Genomic DNA, 16,155 nt, shown 5'->3' with positions numbered 1-16,155 from the left:
TTGTTAGAGTTTAGCGGTAATCACTTGCGGTATGGCTTTGAGTATTTCTTCTCCCTTGAGACCATAGCGCTCAGCCAGCCTTTCGGTTACCCTGTTGGTCAGCCATGCGACGTTTTTGCTTTTCCATGGCTTGGGCTTTCGGGCGGCAAATGGTGCATCCCCGTAGTTGACAAAATCACCGTAGTGGAGATACTGCAGTATGATGCGCTGGAGCTTGTCACCGCTCATATCAATGGTGACTTCCTGCGTGGACTTCAGCAGCTTTCCAGTGGATTTTTTCTTTCCCCTTTTGGCTGCCCCGATCTTGTATTTCTTGAAGGCGGCATCAAATCGCTTCTGGATGTCCTCGACGAGGTACTCGGCTATCTGGTGTTCTGTCAGCATATGGGCAAGGTGGAGGAATTGGGGGAGGTGAGGAAGGACAAAAAAAAGCCCCAACCTTTTGAGGGGTTGGGGCTTAATAAAGGATATTTTTTTATTGTGCTATAAGAGCTATTATATCTATAAAAACACCTACAATTAAATTTAAGAATAGTGCCAATACCAAAGGAGATAAAAGGTATAGGATAAATGATTTTAAAAGCTTTAAAAATTGGGTATCCTTTCCCTTATACTCTTTTATTAAATAAACTACAAGTTCAAAAATTAAGGATAAGCAAAGTGTGCTACCTCCTAAAAGTAACTTTATTTTAATGCCTGATATGAATTCATATAACCCAATTCCTTCGTAGCCTAAATAGTTTCCATACATTAGGAAAAATGTTGTAATCAATATGCCAAAGAAAAAAGACATAAGAATCTTTTCATTTACCTCAGTCTTATTTTTGTTGTCTTGATTATCTGCTTTTGGAACTTCAGCAGTCTTGTTAGACTTAGCGTCAATAACAAGCTCTTTAACATTTTCATTCCCAGATGGCTTTTCTGTGAACTTTAGATTGATATTTTTGACTGTATTATAAGGTATAACCATACCTTGTCCAGGTACAGATACAGTATACGTATATTGACCTTCTACTAGAGATTTATGCTTATACCTTTTGATATTTGTAATAAACAAGCTTTCCAATTCTCCCTTTGAATTAAGAGTGTGGTGCCTAAGCTCTCCAGAATACAATTTAGGTGAAGAGCCACCTACTGTCGTCAAAATATCAGCTATAGGAAAAAGTGTTTTGTTGGATTCAGAAAAGCGCTCAAAATCACTAAAATCTTGATACTCACCTCTGAAGTAGTAGTGCCAATGATTTGCAAATCGGAAGATTGTGAATTTTCTGTCTAACTTTAGCTTTCTTACAATAAAGAAAAAAAGCGAACCTCCTAGGCTAGCAAGCACTAAACAAAATACTATATGTGCGGCTATATAAAGAAAGTCAGATGAAAAAAGAAGGTGATTAAGTTTTGTATACTTGCCATCTGAAAATAGAGTAAAATGCTCGTGTACTTTTGTGAGCAGATACTCATCCTTTCCTGAAAAGAACCAATATGCCCTTTGAGTTAGTTGTAATGCTAGGAATTGAATTGGAATCCCAACTATAATGGAAGTTAGGATACCATTTAACCATGTTTTAGCATTGAATTGATTAGAGAATTGGCCAATGTAATAAAATCGTCTAGCAACAATGCCAGGTAATGCTAATATCAAAAAAATCAGAACTGAATTAAGTCCTATATTCATACTGTGAAAATAATCTTTTTACCAGATGGTAATGTTGTTTGAAATCTACCTCTTCGTCCTTCTTGGATACACATATCCATTAATTTATTGAGATACTCCATGTCTTCCTTATTGGAAAGAATTTCTTTGCCTTCCTTACTAATCAGACTATCTCTGTACATGTAATCCTCTACTGATGGTTGAACCACATTATGGTAAAAGGTCCGTAAAGGACTAGTAGCATTTTCAAATGCTGCTTTTGGTATTGATAAAAAATCCTTGGCTTTCATAAAAGGTGTTGTTTTGTTATTGGGTTATGGTAATCTGTAAATAATAATAGTGTATTACAAATTGCTTTTGAGATACATGTCTATTTGGTCTTGAATTTCGTTGCAAATACTCTCTATTTAACGACATCTTAAGCCCTACTGTTACCGCTCTATCAAGAAAGACAACGCCTTTACTAGATATAATCTAGTAAAGGATAAGTGTTTTGCTTTATTGAGTAGGATTAATTTAGTCCGTACTTCGGAGCACAACAAGCCTTGAATTTTTTACCACTTTTACATATACATGGGTCATTTCTTTTTACATGCTTTAAGCTTTTCTTTACTAGGTCTTCATGTTCTTGAACATAATCCACTTCATTCATGGATGGTATTCGGAATGAGAATGTAGTTTTACCTTCGTAATTAGTTATTGAAAAATCACCTCTTGTGATTACATCCATTCCTATTAGTAAGTCAAACCCTTGTAAAACACCTTCTGTAACACTAACTAAACTGAATCCTATCTCATTGGGTAAAAATAAGTTAACTAAGTATCGGTTTTTGATGTCTGTCCCATTTGCATGATTTACTTGTATTCTTCCTACAGGTTTAAGATTAAGCATTTGAGCGGCTCTTTTTGATATTACAGTGCCTGATGCACCTGTATCCCATAATGCTGTAAACTCTTGAAATCGAACTGTTTTAGGGTCAATTAATTTTGGATCAAATCCAGGACTTACATGACAGTGAGATTTTAATTCTCTTACAAGGCCTTTTGTGCTTTTAAGTGTGAATGCTTTGTATTTTAACATTTATACGAATGCTACTCTAGTGTGAAAAACTTGGGTATAAGAATCATCTCCAGCTTCACATAGCTGGATTAAAAAAGTACCGAGTTCGTGTTTGCTACTGGCATCATTGAAGGCGTCTTCTTCTGTGTCATAAACACCTATAACTTCTTCACCGATGATGACAATGTGTTTTCCTTCGAACTTTTCAACCAATTCTTTTTGGTTGTTAAGGTAGAATTGAAACTCTTTCTCTAACATGGTAATAATAGTTTTTAAGGGAACAGTTTATCTATAGTTATAAAAATTGGATCTATCCTAGATACATTCAACGATTGATAAGGTTAAGTATATTATACTAAAAAATCAGTAAAGCTCGTTCAAGCTTACTTTTGAGGTCGGTAAAAATAAATTAAAATCCATTTAACGCAAATGAGTTAAATCAAACGAATGAAAATTTATTGATATAAACGAAAAACTCTGACCAATGTTGATCAGAGTTTGTAAAGTGTCAAAGTTGCCGGCTTTAGTCCATCACGTACGGAGGCCTGTATCTTGATTTGCTGTATTAGCCATTTGCTTGTGCCGGCTATTTCGTCTTTGATCCATACCGGGTATGAGAGGTCTAGGTTTACCAGGTCTGCAATTGAGAGGTTGGCCTTTCGTGTCACTTCCCGGGTGTTTCTGAAAAGGTTGCGCCAGTTGGCCCATTCCAATTGCAGGCTTAACAGGTTTCCATTGCCCAGTTGCAGTTCGCCTTGTTTCAGTTGGGTAGGTTCATCAGGAATGGTATTGACCTCGCTTTCTGTCCATCCGCTCTGGAGTTTGCTGGAGATGTCCTGCGCCGCTCGGTTATAGCTCAGTATGGTGTTTCGGTGGATTATCTCTCCAGTCTTGGTGGTGGTGTTGATAAATAGTGCAGCGTTGTAGATATCCTGCATGGCTTTTAGGGCATCGGTAAATGGAATATCGCCTGCATTGGCGGTATCCAGAATGGTGGCATTAGATAGCCCATACACCACCAACTGGTTGGTGACGTTGTAGCCAATCAGCTTGAACCCTTCCTGAATTACGTCCTTGAGCAGTACGCCTGTGGTCAGTATGCCGGTATCGCCAAGGGTCATGCTTTCGATCTGCTCCTTGATGCTTCCGGTGTCTGTACTGAGGTTGTACTTGTAGTTTTTGCCATCAAAGCCCCTGTAAATTAACCTGCCTGTCTTGTAGAGTACCCCTTCAATAAAGAGTTGTGCCCCTTCAATGGTTTTTGGTTTTTCGGATCGTGCCAGATGTTCCGGAAAACCCAGCACCTTTGCGTTTGTTGGGCTGTTGGCTGGCAGTGAAAAAGGATAGGAAAGGGAACCTGGTATGGTTCCCGCTCCAAACATCGGGTTATTGATATCCATGCTGACGGTGCCGGACTTGGCTAGGTCGAGGTATTGGTCTCCTATCTTGATGCTGATCATATCTCTGAATTGAATAAACCCGATGGGGTGTAGTGGTACATCTTCGGTAGCTCCATTGTGCCGGCGATATAGAACTCATAGTCGTCATCTTCGGCCACCTTGTAGGTGCTGTCCTTGATGGTGACTGGCAGCAGTTCCCCGTCTCGGATCAGGTATACTTTCCTGCTGAGCATAAAGTCCTGCAGGCTGTCAGCTTCTGCCTTGGTCAGGTAGCCTGTTGAAAAGGTGATGGACCTTTCGCCCATCTTTTGGACCACTTCTGTTTCCCCGTCGATTACCTTGTAGTCATAGTTAAGGTTGCGCTCGATCTCATCGGTTTGGGTGCGGACCTTGTAGGCTGACTTACCTGTACAGCGCAGTGCGTTGAACCCTCCTAGGCTGTTCTGGTAGACCATGGTTAGCTCGAATTGCTGGTGATTGTTGTCCATCACATAGCGGTACCGCTCCGATACGGTAATGCCTTGGGTGTTCTTGACCAATACCTCATAGGCTTTCAGGGTCTTTCCGCTCTGGATCAGGGTGTCGATGTTGAGCTGCTGGTATCCGGATGGGATGCTGTGCAACTCAAACACCCGGGTATTGCCTTGTGAAAGTACCTTCTGTGTGCTGCTGCTGCCATCGGTATAGAACAGCTCGACGTGTACCTCAAAACCGCTTTTTGATTTGCTCATATAGTAGAGCCATTGCGGGGTGGTTGGCGTTGTCTTTCGTGGGTTGATGTCCCATGTGAAGAAACGGTCGGTGCTGTTGATATAGTCCTGAAAACGCTGCGCTGCCACTGCCTCAAAGCTTCCGCCTCCCTGCAGTACATAAAATACAGTGGACTTGGTGATCACGCCTTCCACGGTCGGGGTGCCGTACCGTTCCCGCTGCTCTACGTAAAAGCGCAGGAAGTTCTGGTCTTCCCGGTTGACTTCCGTTTGCTCCAGGCTTGGTGGCTGTGCCTCGATATAGCGGTCCACCAGTCGGGAAAGGTCAAATACAGAGGAACCGTCCGAGTCTGCCGGCTGTATGAGTGTGATGATTTTCTCATACTGGTTGGTCAGGTACTCAGTCTCCACATAGAGGTCTAGCTGGAATTGCAGGTCCAGCTTGCCGGTTGGATCGGTCTGCACTTGCCAAGGCAGCGGGTTGCGGCTGAAGTAAAACTTGGCTTGCTCTATGGTAAAGGAACCTGTAATCTGGCAACCGTTGCCATCGGTTACGATTAGGGTGTATTCCGTTACCTGCGTATCGATGGTAATGCGGCTGGTGGTTTCGCCGGTATTCCAGGTATAACCGTATGGCTGTGTGCCGCCCGTAACGGAGGCAATCAGCTCGTTGCTTTCCCTGCGGATCTGCAGCTCCAGTATTGGCGGGTCTACCAGTTGGAATACAATGGTCTTTTCGTTGTCGGTATCATCTGTAACCGTAACGGAATAGACTCCTGCTTTTAGCCCGGAGCGATCCTTGTTGGTGTCCCCGTCTGACCATAGGTAAGTGAATGGTGCAGTACCTCCGGAAATGGATAGGGTAATGGCTCCGTTGCTGGCGCCATGGCATAGGTTGTTGGTTACAAGGCCAGACACGGAGAAGTCCGCCGGCTCGTTGATGGTGACTTCCTTGGTGGTGCTTACCGACCAAATATAGATGGTAAAGGTATAGGTGTTTGCCGAAAGTCCAGTGGCAACTGCGCCTGTAGCAGATTGCGGTAAACTGTTTTGTACCCAAGAAATGCTGGAGATCTTGTACTGGGAGCTAAACGCTACGCTGCCGTCACTGCCGCCGTTGGTGCTGACATCCTGCTTTGTAAAGGTGACGGAGTTGGCCAGATCTTCGGTCAGGTCTACTGTCTCGATATTGGCGATGCCGTCTTCCACTTGGGTAAGCACCTTGTAAGACTGCCCGCCATCCTCATACATATCAATGGCGATCCCATCTGCTACGGTGTAGTTGTTTGGGTTTGACTGCTCCTCGTAAAACTCAAAAAAGTCAAAGGAACCGTTGGTGTCCACATTCCGGTCAGATGGGTAATAGGTCACTGACTGCATGGTACGGGTTACGTAGTTGTAACGCTTTACCGTCCAGAATTCAGTGGATGGTGCTATAAAGGTCCTGAAGTAGGAAAGGTAGTAGTAGGTCATGGCTGAATGAACTTGTCAGGATTGTATTTTAGATTTTTGCTAACAATTGGCGTAAAGCGCAGGTCGAACCGGGTGCCGAAATACTTATCCCTGAATGGCCCAACTTTTTCGGAGGCTGCCTGTGTCAGCTTGAAGGTGCCCCGTTTCTTGTTGGCCGGATCACGGTAATGGTGGCGGATATAACCGAGCACTTCTTCCCCGATGCGTTCGGTCTTGTCCAGAATCTGCTCCTCACTATCAAAATCATCTTTCCCTGCTATGTCTACAATGATAAATGCGGCGTCCGTATGCTTGAATATTGCATCGGCTCCATTGTCAAGGTACTGGGCATCGTAGGTCTCCAGTATCATAAATGGTGTCCTGATCTTGCTACTTAGCGACTTGAGCAGTTCCTCCATATGCAATTGGCGGAATGGCTCGGCGCTGACGACCGTCCGGACAAAGTGCATCTCTGTTTCGGAGTGCCTAATGTCCACATGCTGCTGGGCTATGGTTCGGAAAAATGCTACGTATTCGCTGTGTGTCATCTGGATTTTGATCTGATTTTTTCTAGCTCTTTTGCTTTCCGTTTTGCATCCTTGATTTCCCTATCGAGGTAGGCAAAAACGGTGTGGATGTTTTGCTTGGCTACCTGATGGATGTCGCCCATCTTGGGGCCTGCCACCTCAAACAGGATGTTGTGCCAGTTGGGTGAGGTTGGCTTCTTGTTGCTTTCCTCCTGGTTACCTCCAGAGAAAACATTTGGGTTACGGCTGGAGAGCTGACGCTTGCAGGAAGAGAACCATACCACCAGCGATTGCTTGTGCATATTGGGCACTTTCCTAAGCTTTCGGCTGCGCTCCATTACCTTGCTTGATTGCCAGTCTTCGGCGTTGAAGTCCCGGTCGCTGCGGTACATGGCAGCAAGGAATGAGGTCAGCGCTTCCGGACGCTTGTTGCGGCGAAAGGCATTGAAGTAAGTATCGGCGTGCATAAACTCCATAAAGCTCATGTTCCCGAAGTTGTCTGCAGGACCTTTTAGCCCAGAGAGTTCGGGGTGAGGGTTCTGGTAGAGCCTTGGGGAGTTGAGCAGGAAATTGCTGCTCTGGATCAGGATTGCCTGCTGTTCGGTGGTGAGCCTGAAGAATTTCTTTCTGGGCATATCGGACAGCAGCAAAAAAAGCTGCAGCTTCTTGTCCACGTCCGTAAGGTCAGATCGGGAAAGCAGCTGCAGCACTTGTGGAAGTTTGCTTGCCGGTATGTCGTCCCATTTTTCGGGAATGGTTACCTTGATTGGCTTCATGCTTTAGATGTTGCGAATTGCGAGCAATTTACTTACCGTGACTTTGACCTGGTCATCTTTTACTGGTTCTGCTGTGCCACGAAGCTTTACCAGTTGTGTGGAAAATGGGTCTGGCTTCAGCGTAATGGTCGCATTCCCGATCTTTTTCTTTTCTGCCAGTTCCGTTTTGAGGTCTTCATTGGCGGTAACTGTTAGCTCCATCACTTCCCGTTTTGCCAACTTCTTCAGGGATTCTACAGCTGTATAGCCTACCATAGCAATGACCTTCTTTTTAGTTTCCTTTTTCTCAGTTACCTGAGTGGCGGTCGATGAGTTTGTCGATTTTGTTTCCATTGTCTTCTACTTTGTCTTTGATGTTTGACAGTTTATCCAAGATGATCTTGTTTGAGTTCTCAATGATGAGGTTGTTGCGCTCGATGACCTTTGTATTGTTTTCCACCACTACGAATAGCTTATCTACCATCTTGTAAGTGAATGTGCCGAGACTGCTAATGCCTATCACCAGCAAGGTCACGGTGATGGACTTGCTTTCCTTTTGAACCTTTTCCAATAGCTGACTCATTTTCGTCTTACTTGTATGTTGTCCAGTGTATTGATATTGGCGTTGGGATTGGGACTGTGTGCTTCCACGAAATAGGTTTTCTTGCCCAGGAACCATTTGCGGTCCCAATAGACCACGACCTCGAGTGGAATGTCTTCCGTGATGGTGCCGGTGACGGCTCCTGTACTGTCGAAGACAAACTCAATATTTGCCCATTCGTCGCTATAGGAGATCTTGCTGAACTGCTTTTCCTCGTATGCCGTGTCGTGCATCAGGATAATGGTCGTGTCATGGATGACAGTATCAATGACTTTCTTGACCTCCATTTGCAGCTCGAGGGCACTTTGTAGGTTGCGGTAGTCACGCTTGAGCTTTTCGTATTTCTTGAGCCACTCATACTGCTTGGTGTCTGCAATGTCCTCGAGTGTATTCTTGTCTACTTCCAGTGTCTGGGCTTTCCAGATCAGTTGCCTGTTGTCTGTTTCGTACTTGCGTACTTCCTGTTTTGCCCCGTCCAGCAGCTGTACGGTTTCCTCGAGTTGGTTTCCGAGTTGGGACCTGCCATTATGGAGGTGCCTGGCGTAGGAGCCAAGTGCGATGAGTAGCCCCAGCAGTATCAGGCTCCTGAACTGCCAGACTTTTTGTATTGCGATAATGAAAGTTGCCATGTCCTTTTTTTGAGTGAATATCATCTTGCCTGCTTTGAAATGGGAGGACAAAAAATCAGTTGAAATACTGGTGAATGCCTTTTGCAATTCCGGAGACGATCCTGTTCTGGTAATCGTCATCCAGCAGACGGATGGCTTCCTCCTTGTTATCAAAAAATCCGCACTCAATCAGTGCAGCAGGGCAGCGTGTTTCACGGAGCATTTGTAAGTTGCCTTCCTTTACGCCTCGGTTCCTTGCCTTGGTTTGGTAAGCGACATTGTCATGGATGCACCTTGCCAGCTTGTTTCCTTTGGTTGATCCTTTGAAATGGAAGGTTTCCAGTCCGTTCACTTTTCCCTGCAGGTGTGAAGGTGCAGCATTGGCATGGATGGAAATCAGTACGCCATCGTTTTGGGTGGCTTGGCAACGGTCATCCAGTGGGGTATCCAGTACGGCATCATAGACCTTTATTACCTCGAAGTTTGACTCCAGCTTTCTGGCCAGCTTTTCGGCAATGATGCGGTTGAACTGCCCTTCGAAAAATGGCCAGTGGTCATGCACGAACATTTTCCTCCATGTCTCGGGTTTGCCCGGTCTCCAGTTTGGGGCGGTCGAGTAATAGCCGGTGGCAGTCAGCCCGCCATGGCCGGCATCGATATAGACTTTTTTCATGCGAAGAAGATTTTTGTTTTATGGTTCTGGAATGGTGTCTTGGTGGTTCCCTGATAGAGGCTGGAGCTGAAGAAGGCGTTGTACTTGGTATCGGAGGCGTTTACGTTCAGGTACTTCTTTGCCTCCTCCAGATAGTAGCGGCCTTCTGTCTCGTATTGGTCCATCAGTCCTTGCATCAGCTGCGTATTGGCGGCTGATTCCTTCCGGACGTTGTCGCCGGAGTTCATGATCTCATGGATCAGGACACCTCTATCACTTACCTTGAGGGAAAGCGGGATCATGGCCTTGAAAACGGTGAGGTGAGCCGTCGCCGGGATCAGGTAATTTTCCAGCAGTGACTGGTTATCTGCTGACACTGATCTTGTCAGGATTTCGTTCTTGATCTCGTCATACAGCGCCTCGCCGATATGCTCACGGATGTACATCCACTCCACTTTTTTCATCAATGGCATCAATGCCAGGAACATGGATCTTGACTTGCCGATCCGCACCTGCATATCGAAATCGGTGGTGTTGGTGATCAGGTGTTGCAACTGGATGGTGGCTGCTTCTGAATCTCTCCATAGTGGATACAGGTCCAAGAAATTCTCCAAGGTGGCCAGCATATTGTCCAATGCTATCATACCACGCTGGCGGAGTGATCCTTGTGAGGTGTCCTTCTGCCATTGGAAAGCGGTCTTGTGGTTGTCGTCGGTCTGGATCTGGTTGCCGGCATCGGATACCTCAATTTGGTTGAAGTCCATAAACTCGGGAACCGCCATACAAGCGATTACCCGTTGGCATTGCTTGAGTAGTTTCTGGTTGTCTGAGGTTAGGGTGTCGGATTCGTACTGGGTCTCCAGTTCCGCTAACTGATCAGCGCCTAACGCCTCATTGATCCAGTTTTCCTGTGCCTCTTCCACATAGGGTTTTAGACGTGGGAAATCTATGGTCCGATCGATTGGGACGTAGTCGAGAATCTCCTGTGTGGTCTTAATTAATGTCATGTTCAACCTCCTTTCCTTTGTTTACAGTGGTACTGATGGTATGCTTGAAGCGTGGCACGATGTCCTGATGCCCGTTGAAATCGAAGGCGAACTTGACCACCTCCAGCACGATGTCCTGTGCCAGTTGCTGGGACTTGAGGTAAATCCGGATGGCGGCTTCCTTGTCGGTGCCCGATCCGCTGCTGTTCATGTTGCCGGGTGCTGCTCCTACCAGGGCGCTGTCAATTCCGAGGGCATAAAGCAGGTTTTGGTTTGCCTCTTTTCCGTCCTCGATGTAGGTGCCGTTCTTGAGCTTGTCATCAATGGCAATGATCTTCCAGCCTTCGACTGTCTTGCCCGTTGCTGGGTCCATAAAGTCGGTACTCATCAGGACTGAGCCGGCGTTTTCGTTGCCCTTCATTTTCTCCTCGAAACTCTCCAGTACTTCCGCTACAATGGCGTCCCTTTCTTCCTGCGGCTTGGTGCTGAAGCCGGGCCATCTCCATTCCCACCATTTCTCATGGATCTGGATATGGTACTTGATGGTGACCTGGTTCTGGAACATCATCTTCTTGAACTCCGGGATGGCTTGGGCTACATCGTACCAGCCGCTTTCAATGCCGGCCAGCCATGGAGCTTGAGCATAGAAGAAGTTCTCAGAGGGGTAGGTGATTGGGTAGATGTATTCGGGGTCTTTGCCTTCCTTGACAAACTCCACGGGGTCCATCCATTTGTCAATTACCGGGATGGCCTTTGCTTCTGCTTCGGTTTTCTTTTCCCAATCTGAGTTGATGTAGCACTTGTCAATGATGCCCTTGTTGTTCTGTTTGCCCCACCTGCAGAAGCCTGTCTTGTTGGGGATAATGTTGATGACCTTGGAACGGTCCTTATTCAGGACCACGGATGGGAATATGTTATAGAAGCGGTAAAAGGAGCTGCAGGAATAGGGTAGGTAGTTGCTGTAGCGCATGCGCCTAAGCAGCTTCTCTATGTCCTCTATCTTATCCACTGGGGAAAAGATTTCCTTACCCTCGGCATCATAGCCTTCTATCTTGCCATAGGTGATACCACCCCCATATAGCAATCGGCCCATAAAGTCCAATGTGCTGGACAGGATGGTGTTTGCCCTGATCTTTCCCTCAATCATTTGGGGGAATAGGTTGTCCTCACCCCATGGGGATATGTTGGTGAATTGGCTATCCTCGTCCCGCTCTACCTTGGGTATGTATTTCTTTGGTTCATCCGGTACAGCGGCAGAGGGGAGCGTAACCAATGTACCAACCTCTGCCATGTATGCATGTCTACCTGATCGCTTGATCTTACTCATACTATAATCTGTTTGCCGTTTAGGGATAGCATCAGCCATACGCTTACCTCTACTGGATGGGGTAGGCCTTCCACCTCAAAGCGGCGTGTGGCATTCTCATAGTCCATGCCGACCTTCACTCCCTTGATGGTCTTGATGTCTCCTCCAGTCTTGCGCTTCAGGTCTCCAGTCACGAACTGCAGTTCCACTTCGGCCCCGGTGTCCATGTGTTCCAGTGCTTTAGATAGGTGTATGGTGTCTGTCGTCTGTTTCATGAGTGCAATTAGCTGACTTGCACTCGTGGATCGAAGGACAAAAAATAGGGACCGATTTATCCATTTTTTTGAGGCAGAATTGCGTTTGCAAGCTCAGTACGCGGCGGGGTTAATCGTCGGATTTCTATTTCCATACAAAAGGCGCCTGAAGGGGATTTCAGGCGCCAGCTATACAGAAATGACGTTTTTTACTTTTTCTTATTTCCGAGGTTTGGCATCACATTATCGACCCAATTCATGTTTGGAATAAACGCTATCCGCTTGAGATGGATGGCGTGCAAGTCGGCAGCATCGGAGAGGTGCGTGGCTTTCACCTGGTCTCCTGTGGACTTCTCACTGCTCTTGTCTTTCTTGATCTTTCCCATTACCTGTTTCACTGGCGCCTGTTTCATGGAAAAGAGTAGTTCACTGCAGTTAAGTAGGTTAAACCGGACAAGCGGCAGCTCTTTTTTCTCCTCCTTGAGTAGGTTGTACCAAAGCAGGTAACGGTCCTGATGGTCGGGAACCCTTCCAAGATCATACTGGATGACATTCCAGCCTTGTTTCTGGAGCCTTTGCATAAATGCATCATTGTAGGAGATGTTGGAATTGGGACCTTTCCGGTTGCCATACTCATTGTCAATAATGAAAATGATGTCTTTCCTGCGGTGATACTTGTAATGGGCATGCAATTCGTCCGCCAAGTCATCCACCAGCTTTGGGTGTTTTACCCAGAAGTTCTTCAGGAATCGGTATTCGTTCCTGTCCTGGTTGTACTGGCCAGCAACGAGACAGGAAATCCGGTCTCCCCAGTCCACCGCCACCCGAATTGGTTCATTGGGAAGCAAGTCACCATCCATACGGCAGTCTTTCAGCGTTTCCTTTGCCTCGTAGCCGATCTCATCAAGGCTGATGTGTGCATTGGAGTCTTGCTCTGCGTGATAATCCAGCTTCAGGAGTGGATAAAATCCACCTTCAATCTCAATCGGTCGCCTGTTTAGGACTTCCACCTTGAAAAGGTAGTCGATTACCCTTTCCCGCTGCTGCTCCAGATAGGAAATGCCCAAGTTCTCCAGATTATTGAAAGCATTAGCTTCTGTATACAGGTGTCCTTTCTTGCTGGGCCTGTATCTCAATTGCTTTTCCAGCAGTTGCATTTCCTTCCAAATATCTTTCCTGGTCGCCTTGTCCCTGTTGTCAATAAACTTGAGTTGCAGTTCGGTCAGCTGCTCACGAATGATGATAATATCCTGGTTGTAATCCTTCTTGTAATAGTCTCCTTCCTGCAGTAGCCAATCCGCCTGCCCGGGATAAGGCATGGAGGAGAAATGGAAAATGCCATGGTGATACGGAACGTGCTTGAATTCCTCCAAATGGCCACGGTTTGCTGTGTCTACATCCGTATCGAACCTTTCCTTGTTGATCAGCAGTGTTTCATCCGTAATGGCTCCGTCAATGTTCTGGCCTCGGGAGGAACCACCACCCCCATCAAGGCTGACCAGTACAAATGCAGCCCCTGTCCAGAAGTGCAGGCAGTGCTCATAGGAAAGTGGTGGCTGGTAAGGCTCAGGCCACTTCCATTTTTCCGGAGCTTTCCTTCCAATAAAGAAGTGGTAGTTCCTGACATAACCCAGTTTTTCCAGACCTGAAATGGTGGAAGGCAATGTACGGGTAAGCATCTGCTTGTAGGTGTTACCAACCAATGCCCATTTCGACCGGGGCATGTCCCGGACAATGCGGTCTATGCGCCATGCGATATTGGTAGACTTTCCTGTGCCACGTCCCCAAATGGCAGTGGAGGTTTTGCAGGGTTGTACCACCAGTCGCATCTGTGGCTTGTTGAACTTGATTTCCTTTACCGGCTTATTGCTCATGTTCTTTTTCCGCTTTGTCCAACATCTCATCTAGCATCTCTTCCGTGATGGTTTCATCTTCCACCGCATTGATCAGCTTCTCCTGCATTTCAGTTGGCAACTTCTGAATGTCCGTAATGTCAATGGTCAGTTGCTTTCCTTTGTCACTGGTCGGAAGCTTGAAGACAAACTCGTGTGGCTCGATGGTCTCAGCATTTGGCATATCGGTTTCGTCCTTATCCAGTCCGGCAAACAGGTAATAGTTCTTCAAGGCAACGTTGGCAGATTTCAGGTCACCATCTTTCCATGCCTTTCGGTACACCCTCATGGATAGTTCCTTCAGTATGGCCCGCTCTCCATCACGGGTGCTTTTGGTGACATCCCCGTACATGCTCATGGCATTGCGGATATCATTGTAAGCCATCCTGCGGGATATTCCGTATAGCTTTGATACCTTGATGCTGACTTGCTCCTTTGAGTGTCCTTTAAGCAACAAGGCATTGACCTGTTCCCAACGCATCCGTACACTCTCTTCCCGTTCAGTAAGACTGACCATATCCGGATCAAGATAGCTGGCCATAATCCTGTCCCTTAACGTGCCATGATCCGACATGTTCGCCAGCATCTGCTTATGTTCTATCAGGTTCTTTCCCATTACTTGAGTGTTGATTTCAGGTATTCCAATTCCTTGAGGTACTTATCAAAAAGCTGCTCCTTTCCCTTCTTGCCACGGTAGCGGCTGACGTAAGTCTCCACCGTATCGATCCGTTTCTTGACCTCAATCTTGCTGGAGATATCCACCATCGTGATTGGGCGCTCCGGTTCGGCTGGCTTGCCTTCTTTTACCCGATCCAGTTTTTCAGAAATTCGGGGAAGTTCCACTTTCTGGATCTGAAGAATGCGCAAAGACGCATACTCCCGCTCAACTTTTTTTTTAGAAATCAATTTAGTGTGGCGCAGGTGCGTAAACTCCGCCTTGAGTTCACGCCACAGCTTCAGCAGTTTTTCCTGTGTGGGATTTTTGGAGGTGGTAGGTGCCTGCTTGGTTGCAAGAGTTGCAGTGGTGGCCGCCTTTGCAGTATGGGTCAGAAAACGAACCTTAAACTGCAACTTTTTGAGCCGTCTTTCAGGAGTAACTTTTGGATAAAACTTATCTGCAGGCAGTCCCGAAAGACGCTCATATTCCTTTTCTAGCTTTTCAATTGTCATGGTGCAATTTCTTTTTCAGGGAAATTGCAATGGGAAGTGGGTAATTGGAAGGACAAAATTAAACCACTAAGATTGGGTGATTACTTCTTTTATATTCTCCCTAATCAATGGCCTTAACACTTTTTTATTTTCAATAAAGTAATTTCGAATTCTTTGGAAATCACTCCAAATTAAACGTATGTGTTCATTAGCAGTAGTAATGTTTTTTACATCAATTTTATTTTCAGTTATAATTTTATGAACACTAATTGTGAAGTTAGGAAACTCTTTACCTGCAAACTCATAAAGAAACTGATCTAATTTATCGTGAATTTCATCTGGTAGGAATAATTTTTCTTCCTCTATTGAAGCAAACTCAAGAATTATCTGCTCTTGTATTTCAGACATGTTCAAGTTCTCAACTTTCATGAGAGCTAATATATGTTCTATTTTACATAAGCTATTCCATATCTTTTTTATCGAAACCACAAGTATCTCATAATTATACTTCTCAACTTGAAGTTTATTACTTAGCCTTAATTCAAGGTTTTTATTTTCTTGTTGAAGCTGGGAGTTAAATCTTAACTCAGATTTTTTAGACTGCCAATCAAAATATCTCTTGAAAAAATAGCCAACACTCGAAGTTACGATTCCTGAAGTAACAAGAGATGTGATAATAGTTGTCCAGTCAATTGTTTCAAAAAGCATAGAATCAGGTTTTAGTCAAAAAATTAGGGCTGAAAGATAACCTCTCAGCCCTATATCTACAAGATTAAATTTTTGGTTAGCTCTGTCCCAATATCTCCTCCTTAGTCGGTACCATATACCCAGCATTGGAGCAGGTCATATACTGCGCATCAAACGCTGCCATAAAAGCATCCTCAATAGCCGTCATCAATGCGTCCTTTATAGCAGCTGCATAAGCTCCAGAGTTATCATCCTTTTTGAGTGTTAGCGTTTTCTTGACGCCTCCTTTCTCCAGTACAATTACCATCTCGTGACCTGAAGGCCCTTGAGTAAACAGCTGGATATTGTAGGTCGTAGCTCCAGTCATAAAACTGGTAGCTTCCTGCGCTTTTTTTACATCAGCAGTAGTGTCTTCCAATGCTGATAGATTCGTGATTTGATCTGTTAGGCTCATAAGTCAACTGA

21 protein-coding genes are annotated in these 16,155 nt (G+C 45.5%); all 21 read right to left on the bottom strand.

Features of this window, described 5'->3' with window-relative positions:
• Positions 1 to 3: 3 nt before the first annotated feature.
• The 21 genes from V6R21_RS07795 to V6R21_RS07695 all read right to left on the bottom strand — a co-directional run bounded on the left by V6R21_RS07795 (position 4) and on the right by V6R21_RS07695 (position 16,144).
• The gene (locus V6R21_RS07795; protein ID WP_334242424.1) at positions 4 to 384 is read right to left on the bottom strand and encodes a hypothetical protein; all 381 of its coding nucleotides are present in this window, start codon (positions 382 to 384) and stop codon (positions 4 to 6) included.
• Positions 385 to 475: 91 nt separating this feature from the next.
• Complete coding sequence (locus tag V6R21_RS07790; RefSeq protein ID WP_334242422.1) at positions 476 to 1,672, bottom strand: hypothetical protein; 1,197 nt, start codon at positions 1,670 to 1,672, stop codon at positions 476 to 478.
• On the bottom strand, positions 1,669 to 1,941 hold the full coding sequence (locus tag V6R21_RS07785) for a hypothetical protein (RefSeq protein WP_334242420.1): 273 nt from the start codon (positions 1,939 to 1,941) through the stop codon (positions 1,669 to 1,671). Before V6R21_RS07785 ends, V6R21_RS07790 begins: the two co-directional genes overlap by 4 nt.
• Before the next feature lie 221 nt (positions 1,942 to 2,162).
• Positions 2,163 to 2,732: a retroviral-like aspartic protease family protein gene (locus tag V6R21_RS07780; RefSeq protein WP_334242418.1), complete on the bottom strand. Its 570-nt coding sequence runs from the start codon at positions 2,730 to 2,732 to the stop codon at positions 2,163 to 2,165.
• Positions 2,733 to 2,969, bottom strand: a complete 237-nt coding sequence (locus V6R21_RS07775; RefSeq protein ID WP_334242415.1) for a DUF5678 domain-containing protein — start codon at positions 2,967 to 2,969, stop codon at positions 2,733 to 2,735. It lies immediately after the preceding gene.
• Between the two features lie 233 nt (positions 2,970 to 3,202).
• Positions 3,203 to 4,171 (bottom strand): hypothetical protein, encoded by a 969-nt coding sequence (locus V6R21_RS07770; protein WP_334242413.1) that lies wholly within the window; start codon positions 4,169 to 4,171, stop codon positions 3,203 to 3,205.
• Positions 4,168 to 6,294 (bottom strand): SprB repeat-containing protein, encoded by a 2,127-nt coding sequence (locus V6R21_RS07765; protein WP_334242411.1) that lies wholly within the window; start codon positions 6,292 to 6,294, stop codon positions 4,168 to 4,170. Before V6R21_RS07765 ends, V6R21_RS07770 begins: the two co-directional genes overlap by 4 nt.
• The gene (locus tag V6R21_RS07760; protein ID WP_334242410.1) at positions 6,291 to 6,821 is read right to left on the bottom strand and encodes a hypothetical protein; all 531 of its coding nucleotides are present in this window, start codon (positions 6,819 to 6,821) and stop codon (positions 6,291 to 6,293) included. The genes V6R21_RS07765 and V6R21_RS07760 overlap by 4 nt, the downstream gene beginning before the upstream one ends.
• Complete coding sequence (locus tag V6R21_RS07755; protein ID WP_334242407.1) at positions 6,818 to 7,435, bottom strand: hypothetical protein; 618 nt, start codon at positions 7,433 to 7,435, stop codon at positions 6,818 to 6,820. The genes V6R21_RS07760 and V6R21_RS07755 overlap by 4 nt, the downstream gene beginning before the upstream one ends.
• A gap of 144 nt (positions 7,436 to 7,579) precedes the next feature.
• Positions 7,580 to 7,909 carry a hypothetical protein gene (locus V6R21_RS07750; RefSeq protein ID WP_334242405.1) on the bottom strand — a complete coding sequence of 110 codons (330 nt, stop codon included), beginning with the start codon at positions 7,907 to 7,909 and terminating at the stop codon, positions 7,580 to 7,582.
• Positions 7,863 to 8,138, bottom strand: coding sequence for a hypothetical protein (locus V6R21_RS07745; RefSeq protein ID WP_334242403.1), 276 nt, complete (start codon positions 8,136 to 8,138; stop codon positions 7,863 to 7,865). Before V6R21_RS07745 ends, V6R21_RS07750 begins: the two co-directional genes overlap by 47 nt.
• Positions 8,135 to 8,809, bottom strand: a complete 675-nt coding sequence (locus tag V6R21_RS07740) for a DUF6549 family protein (RefSeq protein WP_334242401.1) — start codon at positions 8,807 to 8,809, stop codon at positions 8,135 to 8,137. The genes V6R21_RS07745 and V6R21_RS07740 overlap by 4 nt, the downstream gene beginning before the upstream one ends.
• A 31-nt stretch (positions 8,810 to 8,840) precedes the next feature.
• Entirely contained in the window at positions 8,841 to 9,437 is a 597-nt protein-coding gene (locus V6R21_RS07735; RefSeq protein WP_334242399.1) for an N-acetylmuramoyl-L-alanine amidase family protein, read from the bottom strand.
• Positions 9,434 to 10,423, bottom strand: coding sequence for a DUF6712 family protein (locus V6R21_RS07730; protein WP_334242397.1), 990 nt, complete (start codon positions 10,421 to 10,423; stop codon positions 9,434 to 9,436). Before V6R21_RS07730 ends, V6R21_RS07735 begins: the two co-directional genes overlap by 4 nt.
• Positions 10,410 to 11,729, bottom strand: coding sequence for a hypothetical protein (locus V6R21_RS07725; RefSeq protein WP_334242394.1), 1,320 nt, complete (start codon positions 11,727 to 11,729; stop codon positions 10,410 to 10,412). The genes V6R21_RS07730 and V6R21_RS07725 overlap by 14 nt, the downstream gene beginning before the upstream one ends.
• Positions 11,726 to 11,935, bottom strand: coding sequence for a hypothetical protein (locus V6R21_RS07720; RefSeq protein ID WP_334242392.1), 210 nt, complete (start codon positions 11,933 to 11,935; stop codon positions 11,726 to 11,728). The genes V6R21_RS07725 and V6R21_RS07720 overlap by 4 nt, the downstream gene beginning before the upstream one ends.
• 236 nt (positions 11,936 to 12,171) lie before the next feature.
• A complete protein-coding gene (locus V6R21_RS07715) occupies positions 12,172 to 13,836 on the bottom strand; it encodes a hypothetical protein (protein WP_334242390.1) in 1,665 nt (554 codons plus the stop codon).
• Entirely contained in the window at positions 13,826 to 14,470 is a 645-nt protein-coding gene (locus V6R21_RS07710; protein WP_334242388.1) for a hypothetical protein, read from the bottom strand. Before V6R21_RS07710 ends, V6R21_RS07715 begins: the two co-directional genes overlap by 11 nt.
• The gene (locus V6R21_RS07705; protein WP_334242386.1) at positions 14,470 to 15,024 is read right to left on the bottom strand and encodes a hypothetical protein; all 555 of its coding nucleotides are present in this window, start codon (positions 15,022 to 15,024) and stop codon (positions 14,470 to 14,472) included. Before V6R21_RS07705 ends, V6R21_RS07710 begins: the two co-directional genes overlap by 1 nt.
• 66 nt (positions 15,025 to 15,090) lie before the next feature.
• Positions 15,091 to 15,711, bottom strand: coding sequence for a hypothetical protein (locus V6R21_RS07700; protein ID WP_334242384.1), 621 nt, complete (start codon positions 15,709 to 15,711; stop codon positions 15,091 to 15,093).
• Between the two features lie 76 nt (positions 15,712 to 15,787).
• Positions 15,788 to 16,144 carry a hypothetical protein gene (locus tag V6R21_RS07695; RefSeq protein WP_334242382.1) on the bottom strand — a complete coding sequence of 119 codons (357 nt, stop codon included), beginning with the start codon at positions 16,142 to 16,144 and terminating at the stop codon, positions 15,788 to 15,790.
• Positions 16,145 to 16,155: the final 11 nt, after the last annotated feature.

This window comes from Limibacter armeniacum (genome assembly GCF_036880985.1).
Lineage (GTDB): Bacteria > Bacteroidota > Bacteroidia > Cytophagales > Flammeovirgaceae > Limibacter > Limibacter armeniacum.
Note: the sequence above shows the minus strand (reverse complement) of the source record. Positions and strands in the feature narration are given on the sequence as shown.

Excerpts from the sequence above, each read along its gene's own strand:
- V6R21_RS07790 (WP_334242422.1), bottom strand. The coding sequence starts at position 1,672 with ATGAATATAGGACTTAATTCAGTTCTGATTTTTTTGATATTAGCATTA.
- V6R21_RS07765 (WP_334242411.1), bottom strand. The coding sequence starts at position 6,294 with ATGACCTACTACTACCTTTCCTACTTCAGGACCTTTATAGCACCATCC.
- V6R21_RS07730 (WP_334242397.1), bottom strand. The coding sequence starts at position 10,423 with ATGACATTAATTAAGACCACACAGGAGATTCTCGACTACGTCCCAATC.
- V6R21_RS07710 (WP_334242388.1), bottom strand. The coding sequence starts at position 14,470 with ATGGGAAAGAACCTGATAGAACATAAGCAGATGCTGGCGAACATGTCG.
- V6R21_RS07715 (WP_334242390.1), bottom strand. The coding sequence starts at position 13,836 with ATGAGCAATAAGCCGGTAAAGGAAATCAAGTTCAACAAGCCACAGATG.
- V6R21_RS07725 (WP_334242394.1), bottom strand. The coding sequence starts at position 11,729 with ATGAGTAAGATCAAGCGATCAGGTAGACATGCATACATGGCAGAGGTT.
- V6R21_RS07745 (WP_334242403.1), bottom strand. The coding sequence starts at position 8,138 with ATGAGTCAGCTATTGGAAAAGGTTCAAAAGGAAAGCAAGTCCATCACC.
- V6R21_RS07795 (WP_334242424.1), bottom strand. The coding sequence starts at position 384 with ATGCTGACAGAACACCAGATAGCCGAGTACCTCGTCGAGGACATCCAG.
- V6R21_RS07785 (WP_334242420.1), bottom strand. The coding sequence starts at position 1,941 with ATGAAAGCCAAGGATTTTTTATCAATACCAAAAGCAGCATTTGAAAAT.
- V6R21_RS07740 (WP_334242401.1), bottom strand. The coding sequence starts at position 8,809 with ATGATATTCACTCAAAAAAAGGACATGGCAACTTTCATTATCGCAATA.
- V6R21_RS07720 (WP_334242392.1), bottom strand. The coding sequence starts at position 11,935 with ATGGACACCGGGGCCGAAGTGGAACTGCAGTTCGTGACTGGAGACCTG.
- V6R21_RS07700 (WP_334242384.1), bottom strand. The coding sequence starts at position 15,711 with ATGCTTTTTGAAACAATTGACTGGACAACTATTATCACATCTCTTGTT.
- V6R21_RS07695 (WP_334242382.1), bottom strand. The coding sequence starts at position 16,144 with ATGAGCCTAACAGATCAAATCACGAATCTATCAGCATTGGAAGACACT.
- V6R21_RS07735 (WP_334242399.1), bottom strand. The coding sequence starts at position 9,437 with ATGAAAAAAGTCTATATCGATGCCGGCCATGGCGGGCTGACTGCCACC.
- V6R21_RS07755 (WP_334242407.1), bottom strand. The coding sequence starts at position 7,435 with ATGCCCAGAAAGAAATTCTTCAGGCTCACCACCGAACAGCAGGCAATC.
- V6R21_RS07760 (WP_334242410.1), bottom strand. The coding sequence starts at position 6,821 with ATGACACACAGCGAATACGTAGCATTTTTCCGAACCATAGCCCAGCAG.
- V6R21_RS07780 (WP_334242418.1), bottom strand. The coding sequence starts at position 2,732 with ATGTTAAAATACAAAGCATTCACACTTAAAAGCACAAAAGGCCTTGTA.
- V6R21_RS07750 (WP_334242405.1), bottom strand. The coding sequence starts at position 7,909 with ATGGAAACAAAATCGACAAACTCATCGACCGCCACTCAGGTAACTGAG.
- V6R21_RS07770 (WP_334242413.1), bottom strand. The coding sequence starts at position 4,171 with ATGATCAGCATCAAGATAGGAGACCAATACCTCGACCTAGCCAAGTCC.
- V6R21_RS07775 (WP_334242415.1), bottom strand. The coding sequence starts at position 2,969 with ATGTTAGAGAAAGAGTTTCAATTCTACCTTAACAACCAAAAAGAATTG.
- V6R21_RS07705 (WP_334242386.1), bottom strand. The coding sequence starts at position 15,024 with ATGACAATTGAAAAGCTAGAAAAGGAATATGAGCGTCTTTCGGGACTG.